This window comes from Kitasatospora sp. NPDC058965 (assembly GCF_042741245.1).
Taxonomy (GTDB): Bacteria; Actinomycetota; Actinomycetes; order Streptomycetales; family Streptomycetaceae; genus Kitasatospora.
Genome location: NZ_JBHYKG010000374.1, coordinates 1 through 7,676 on the forward strand (window position 1 = coordinate 1; position 7,676 = coordinate 7,676).

The following is a 7,676-nucleotide window of genomic DNA, read 5'->3' on the forward strand; positions in this document are numbered from 1 at the left end:
GGTGGAGCGGGATCCCGTACGGCGGGGGGGGGGCCGGGGGCCGCGCGGCCCCCCGCCCCCGCGCGGCGCCCGGCCCCCCGGGGGGGCCGGTGCGCCCGCCGGGGCGGCGGGGGGCGGGGGGGGGGGGGCGGGGGCCCCGCCCCCCCCCCCCCGACCGCGGGTCAGCGCCAGTCGAAGCGGTAGGCGCGGTAGCTGTTCACCCCGGCCGGGAGCTGGGCGTTGAAGACCAGCTGCCCGGTGCGGCTGAACTCCGAGACGTAGGGCAGCGATCCCCAGCCGACCACGAGTCCGCCGCCCGGCTGCGGCTGCGCGTTGCCCTGCGAGGAGGCGCTCAGCCCGGCCGGCTGGTCGAAGGAGCGGACCAGCACGGCGCGGTGGGTCCGCGGGTCCAGCTGCACCGTGATCGCCCGACTGTACGGCAGTTCCAGCACCGCGCCGTTGCCGCTGTTGGCCGCACCGGCGGACTCGTTGTCGAAGAAGCTGTAGCGGTCGTCGCCGAGCGGCTCCGGGTCGTGCTGCCAGGCGAACAGCTCGCCGTCCCGGTCCAGCACTCGACCGTCGGCAGCGGTGAGGGTGAACGAGCTCGCCTTGCCGCCCAGTTGCCAGTTGATCCGGCCGCTCTCGCGGGAGATCTGGTAGGTGGTCCAGGTGTTGCGGGCGTCGACCAGCAGCTTGCCCTCGCCGTCCGGCTTGACGGCGTTGATGTGGAACCAGTCCCAGGGGGTGTCCGGCGAGGCGGGCAGCGGCTGCTCGCTCTGCGCGTAGGGCACGTGGTCGGCGCTGTTCCACTCGAACAGCACCTTGCCGGTACGGATGTCGATCTCCTGCACGACGCCGTTGATCACCTTCTGCCGGGCCGGGCCGCCGATCGAGGTCAGGTCGGCGGTCGCCTCGGTGTACGCCAGGATCAGCGCCGTGTTCTGACGGGTAATCAGGAACTCGTGCCCGTCGGCGGTGTAGCCGTTGCCGGCCCGCACCTCGCCGATCTTGCGGTAGTGCGCGTCGTAGAGGTAGTCCACGCCGCTGGCCAGACCGCCGAGCCCGGTGCCCTGCCACCAGGTGAGCACGGGCCGGCCGCGGTAGGTCTGCTTGCGGAAGTCGGCCGCCTCCTGCCCGGCCGGCACCGGATGCGACCAGACCACCCGGCGGCCGTCCGCACTGAGGATCTCCACCCCGCCGGCGTAGCGCGGGTTGCTGGAGTTGGGCGACAGGAACAGGTCGCCGTGGCCGGCGCGGGAGGTGTCGGTGAGGACGGTCAGCGGCGGGAGTACCGCGCCGCTTCCCGCATCCGCCGCGGTGGCGGATGCGGCGGCGGGCAGCGCGGCCACCAGGGCCAGGGCAGCGGCGAGGGCGGTGCGGGTGAGCTTGCGCATATCGGTCCTTGGCAACTGGGTACGCCAATGGCGCACGTCGGCAGTGGAGTTCGGGGCAGCCGGGGACCGCGCGGCGGCGCGGTCAGGAGCTGCGGGCGCGTCGCCCGGCGGACCCTGACGGGTCGGCGGGGGCGGGGTTACGCGCGGGAGGGGGTCGCTCAGCAGGAGCGACGACAGGCAGCGGAGCAGACGCGCTGGAGGTCGATGTGACCCCGCGTCGTCAGGAGGAGAGCACGCTGCTGCATGGCGGTGAAGCTAGCCGCATGATCGCCCTGGCGTCAATGACGGTCCGGATCCTGAGCCACCGCCAGGCCGGACGGCCCGGCGAGGGGCGGCGGCATCACCGGTCGGCCGGTGCACCGGGAGCCGGCAGGGGCAGCCGCAGGACGCGGGCGGCCGCTTCGACGACCGCGTAGGCGGACCAGGCGAAGGGGAGGTAGCCGGCGAAGCCGGGCAGCGGCATCCGGAAGAGGTGCGGGGCGCCGTTGACCCCCGGCGTGTCATAGATCCACTGCGCGGCGGTTCCCGAGTTCCACATTTCCCACAGGAAGCCGCAGCCGAGCCCGGCCAGCGACCAGACGGCGAACTCGCCCCAGTGGCCCCGACGGATCTGGACCAGCAGGCTGCGGCCGCCCGCCCGGGCGTTCAGCGGGTCGAGGACCAGGAACACCACGAACCACATCAGCATGTAGGCGTCGTGCGGCCGGACCAGGACCGCGCCGGCGCAGAGCGCGCCCAGCACGGCGACCGCGGCGAGGACCGGCCGCGGGACCGTGCGGTCGTCGGCCGGCTCGGGACGGGCGGGGCGCAGGGACCGGAGCAGGTCCGCCGTCTCCACCAGCGCGGGCAGGACGGTGGCGAAGCACAGTGTCTTCTCCAGCCGGAACAGGGCCGGGCCCGGCTGGTCCGGGACGACGTAGGCCCAGTTGTGCGTGGCGAGGTTGAAGAGCTCGTAGAGCCACCAGAACCCGCTGGACAGGAGGAACAGGGCCGCGAAGCCGAGCGGGCTGCGGTCGAGCGCCGACCGCCCGGTGCGCCGGTGGACGACACCGTCGACGCACAGGACGTAGCCGGTCCACAGGACGCAGAAGAGCACCAGCAGGAACGGGCCGACCGTCGTCCAGTAGAGCGGCCAGGACACCGCGATCATGGCGAGACCGGCCGCGATCCGTACCCGTCCGGTGCCGGTGCGCGCGGCTCGCCGGCCCCGGGCTCCTTCGCGGGTGACGGACATCGGGCACCTTCGGTGGTTCTCGTCTGCGGGGCGGCGGCGTGCGCCCGCCCCGGCCGGTCTGGGCTGGCCGGCCCGGCGGCGGATGCAGGTCTGCCTTCAACATAGAGCGACGTGGACGGGGGCGCAGGCGGGGCCGTCGGCCACCTGCGGCCGGCGGCTCGGCACGGGGCCCGCACACCCGCCCGCGGCCGAGCAGGAGACCGGCGGGCCCTGCCGAGCAGGAGACCGGCGAGCCCTGCCGAGCAGGGCCCGCCCCGGGCCGTTCGGTCACCGCCGCCGGTCAGTGCGCCGTCAGGGTGGCGAGCAGGGCGGCGGCCTCGGCGGCGACATCGGGGTCGAGGCCGAGCTCGGGGTCCTGCCCGGCCTCGACACAGGCCTGGAGGTCCGCCCGGGCGTCGGCGTCGCGCCCGAGGGCGATCAGCACCTGGGCGCGGCGCAGCCGGGCGTCGGCGTCCTCGGTCTGCGCCACCACCTCGTCCAGCAGGTCGAGCGCCTCCGCCAGGTGCCCCGAGTCGTGCCGCGCCACCGCGAGGTTGAAGGCGATGCCGGGGTCGGCGGAGTGCGCGCGGGCCGTCTCCAGGTCCGCCAGCGCCCGCGCCAAGTCGCCCCGCTGATGGGCCAGTCCGCCGCTCAGTGCCCACGCCTCCGCATTCGTCGGGTCGGCCGCCAGGGCCGCCGACAGGGCCAGGGCGGCCGCCTCGAAGTCCTCCTCGGCGGCGTGGAACTGTCCCTTCAGGCAGAGCAGTTGGGCGTGCCCGGGGTCGATCCGCAGGCCCGCCCCGACATCCCGCCAGGCGGCGTCCTGGTCGCCCAGCTCGGCGAGCAGGGCGGCCCGGTTGAGGTGGGCGTCGGTGAACCCGGGGTCCAGCTCCAGCACGTAGCCGAAGTCCGCCACCGCGCCGGCCAGGTCGCCCAGTTCGGCGCGGACGTCGGCCCGGTTGTAGTACGCCTCCGGGAACGGCGGGGACAGCTTGATCGCCTGCTCGAAGTCGGACAGCGCCAGGTCGAGTTGGTCGGCCTTGCGGCGGATCATGCCGCGGTCGAACCAGTACTCGGCGTAGTTGGGGTCGAGCTCGATGACGGCCGCGTAGTCGGCCAGCGCCTCCGGGTAGCGGCCGATGGCGTTGTGGACCTGGGCCCGGTTGTACCGCAGGACCGAGCGGTGCAGGCCCTGCTCCCCCGGGTCCAGGGCCTCGTCGAGGAGTGCGATCGCCTCGTCCAGCAGCTTGAGCGCCTCCAGCGGGCGCTTGTCGTGCACCTCGATCAGGGCGAGCCCGTTGCGGTTGAAGGCGGTCTGCATGGCGCGCTCCTTGGGCGCGCCGTGCAGCCGGGCGAACGCGATGGCCTGGTTGATCCAGCCGCGGGCCAGGACGTGGTCGCGGTGGTCCTCGTCCAGGTGGCGGGTGTAGAGCATCGCGGTGGCGTACGCGGCCTGCATGTGGATGCTGGGGCTGTCGCAGGCGGCGCGGGCCTCGGCGTAGATCGGGAGCGCCTCGTCCGGGACGCCGAGCGCGGCGTAGGAGGTGGTCATCTTGGTGCTGAAGATCCACCAGGCGTCCGCGTCTTCGGCGAAGGTCGTCAGCGCGCGGCCGCGGCTGCCGTAGTCCACCACCGCGTGGTAGAACCCCATGTCCATGCAGTAGTTCAGCGCGTGCATCAGGGCCTTGCGGCCCGCGCCGGCCGGGTCGCTGCCGTGCTCCGCGTGCCAGGCGATCGCACCCAGCGCGAGCGAGGGCTCGCCGCTCAGCTCCAGCACCTGGCGGCGGGTGTCGTGCAGCAGGGCCCGGTCGTCCGCCGCGAGCGACCGGTAGGCGGCCAGCATCCGCGGGTCGTCCGACGTCCCGTCCTCCTCGACGAACCGGCGGGCCGGGTCGGCGGGCAGCGGCGCCGGCTCGGCGTCGTGGTCCAGCCGGCGGCAGTGGGTCTCGAGCGCCTCGGACAGCGGCACGGCGACCGGCGTGTCCGGCTCGGCCGGCAGCTCGGTGCCGGTGGTCAGCACCAGGGTGAGCACCGCCGGATCCATCCGGCGCAGCAGGACGGCGACCAGCTCGCGGTCGGTCGGGTCGGCCAGGTGCAGGTCGTGGACCACGAGCGTGCGCGGACCGTCACCGAGCGCCTTGAGGTAGTCGGTGAAGAACTCGGTCAGGCCGTGGGCGATCCGCAGGGTGCGCAGCCGCGAGTAGAAGCGGGTGCGCTCGGCGGGTACGGCCAGCGAGGTGAGGGTCTCCCGGCTCGCGGGGACGATCGCGCGCAGCTCCGGCGAGGCGGAGAGGATCTCCACGTCGTGCCGGGTCACCGAGTCGGGACAGCGCACCAGCGCGTCCGGCACGATCTCCCGCAGCAGGTTCCCCGCGGCCGTGTACGGGCCGCGCAGCCGACGGTGGGCACTGGTGGCGGCCAGTACCGCCGGCACCGCCAGGGCTTCGACGGCCGTGCGGCGCCCGGCCGGATCGGCGCTCCGGAGCCAGAGGTGCTGCGGGGTGCTGGCGGCGGTGCTGGTTCCGGTCACGGTGCTGCCTTTCATCCGACGCTGACGGGCTGGGCGCCGGCGGCGCGGGCGCGCCGGCGGTTTCGGTGGGCCAGCCAGCCGACGGCGATCAGCTGGGCGGCGTTGAGGGCGACGAGGACGGTGGAGTCGATCAGCCCGGCGGCCGAGCCGTGGCCGTTGTAGCGCCGCAGGACGCCGAGCACGAAGGTCAGGCCGACCGGCAGTACCACGATGACGAAGCTGACCGCGGTGAGGGCGTAGCCGCCCGCCATCAGCCAGGCGTACCAGCGGGCCACCCGGCGGTCGGTCGGGTGCCAGCGCTCCGGGTCCTCCGCCGGCCGCCCGGTCCAGCGGCGCGCGGCGTTGCGCAGCGTGCCGCGGGCGGCCGTGTGCAGGTCCACGCAGCCGAGCAGGGTGGTGGCCAGCACGTAGAGGTCGGTGCGCAGGTGCAGGAAGAACTGCCAGGCCAACCGGAGCAGGGTCGCGTAGGCCAGGGCCAGGCAGAGCCGGCCGGCCAGCGGGAAGGCACCGCTCGGTGTCCGGCTGGCGTCGGCGGCCAGCGTGAGCAGGGCGATCACCAGGACGTCGGCCACCATGCCCGCCAGGATGGGCAGGTAGCGCTTGCGCCGGGGAACGGCGACCAGGCCGTCCATCGAGGTCTCCAGGACGAGGTACATCATCCGGTGGCCGATCCCCAGCCGGGAGCGCAGGCCGAGGCGCCGCCCGGCCAGCGTGTGGAAGCCCTCGTGGATCAGCAGCAGCGGGAACTGCCCCAGGAACAGGGTGAGTTCGATCACCGTGAAGTAACTGGTGAAGAACAGGTGGTGGTTGCTCGGCGCGAGCTCCGGGACGCGGACCATCTCGAGCGCGCAGGCCGCGACGACGGCCGCGTAGCAGAGCCAGGCGGGTGCGCTGAACACGGCTCGGCCCAGTCGCTGCCAGCGGACCGGTGCCGGGGCGGCGGGCGGCGGCGCGGCCTCGCCGGGCGCGGCGAGGAAGCCCAACTCCTCCAGGGTGGACAGGAAGTCCGTGATGTCGACGGTCTCGCCGAACTCCTCGGCGTACCGGTCGGCCGCCTGGCGGGGCGTCAGTCCGTCGACCAGGAAGCGGACCAGGGCCGCACCGTCGGCGGGCAGCACGACGTACTCGTCGATGTCGGCCCGGCCGACCACCACGTCCTCCCCGTCGGGGAGGAACACCAGCGGATGGAGCGCCCGGGGGTGGTCGAGGTCGGTCTCGGGCAGGCCGCTGCCGGTTGTGGATTGCACGCACGCTCCTCAGGAGGGCTGGAGCCGTCGGGATTCGTAGCGAGGACGGTGGATGGGCCGCCAGGTCCGGGCGGCCCATCCACCGAACGGCGAACCGGGTTCCTCGGTACGGGAGTTCGCAGGCGGACGCGGAGAACGCCGGCGCGGCCCCGGCCGGACGGACCGGTACCGGGCCTGCGCAGGACGATCCCCTTCGTGCCGGCCGCCCACGGTCCCGGGCCGGGGCGCGGGGCACCGTGACGGTGCCGCTCAGACGCCGGTGCGGATGTTGCGGCGGCGGTGGCATGTGGTGTAGACCGGTGACACAGGGTCGGCCGGGCGGGCCGAGTCGGTCCTGCGTGCGACGGTCTTCTTCATGCCGGCCACCCCGCGGCCGGGTCTGCCGGTCCTTGCCGGGTCTGCCGGGTCGGGTGCGCGGAGGCGTCCGATCAGGCGGCGACGCAGGTACAGCCGTAGAGCGGCTGCGCGGCGCTGGTCAGACGGACCGAGCCGGGCTTGCGCACGACGATCTTCTTCATGGTGTTCACCTCCTCGGCTGATCTCGGGCCGCGGCCGCCCCGGGCAGGGCTGCTCGCGACCAGGAGGCAGTGAGCCGGCGAAAGGCTCCGAGGTGGAGCCGACGGGCGGCGCCGGCCGGGCGGACCGGGACCGGGCACACGCACGACGATCTCTGTGCCGAACAACTCCCTTTACAGGGAGGGATGTTGGGATTCTCTGAAGCTGACGCTGACTCAGCTGCAGTCAGCATGCTCATGGCTCGCGACGGTGTCAACGGATCCGGCACGGGTGATTCCGCCCCGGAATCGGCCGCATACGGGCACATCCCGGGGCGGACTCGGACCCCCGAACCGAAGCCCGCTCCCGCCCCGGAACGGCGATCAAGGCTTCCGCTCGGGCCCTGCTGAGGTGAACGGCTGATGAAGACCGCTCCACGGGAGCAGGGCGACACCCGACGGCGGACCACACCGGTCGGTGTCCGACCTACGAGCGCGAATACGTCCGTCGCGTCATCCCACTGCCCGTCGAACTCACTGCCCCCGCTGGTCCTTTCGGGCGTCGACCAGTCGCTGCCGTACCTCGGTTGTCGTATCCGGTCTGGTGTCCCCAGTCCGGCATGTCGGGCATGCCGGATCCAGGCCTGTCCGCTCTCGCGGAAGGAGCGGAAGGAGCGGAAGGACCTCAAGGAGCTGAAGGAGCTGAGCACTGCCGCTGCACGGGGACCCGTGCCCGGCCTCGGGCGCGCCGGCCCGCCGCTTCCCTCGCCGGACGGCCGGGGCGCCAGGTCGCGGGACAGCCCGGGGCACCAGGTCGGC

Annotated in this window: 4 protein-coding genes; all 4 read right to left on the bottom strand. The window is 73.9% G+C overall.

The window, feature by feature from the left end:
* Positions 1–161 precede the first annotated feature (161 nt).
* Complete coding sequence (locus tag ACFW1A_RS35975; RefSeq protein ID WP_380416939.1) at positions 162–1,373, bottom strand: arylsulfotransferase family protein; 1,212 nt, start codon at positions 1,371–1,373, stop codon at positions 162–164.
* A 340-nt stretch (positions 1,374–1,713) separates the two neighbouring features.
* Complete coding sequence (locus ACFW1A_RS35980) at positions 1,714–2,607, bottom strand: hypothetical protein (protein WP_380416942.1); 894 nt, start codon at positions 2,605–2,607, stop codon at positions 1,714–1,716.
* A gap of 280 nt (positions 2,608–2,887) precedes the next feature.
* Positions 2,888–5,116, bottom strand: coding sequence for a tetratricopeptide repeat protein (locus tag ACFW1A_RS35985; RefSeq protein WP_380416944.1), 2,229 nt, complete (start codon positions 5,114–5,116; stop codon positions 2,888–2,890).
* Positions 5,117–5,127: 11 nt separating this feature from the next.
* Positions 5,128–6,363, bottom strand: a complete 1,236-nt coding sequence (locus tag ACFW1A_RS35990; protein ID WP_380416947.1) for a hypothetical protein — start codon at positions 6,361–6,363, stop codon at positions 5,128–5,130.
* Between the last annotated feature and the right edge of the window lie 1,313 nt (positions 6,364–7,676).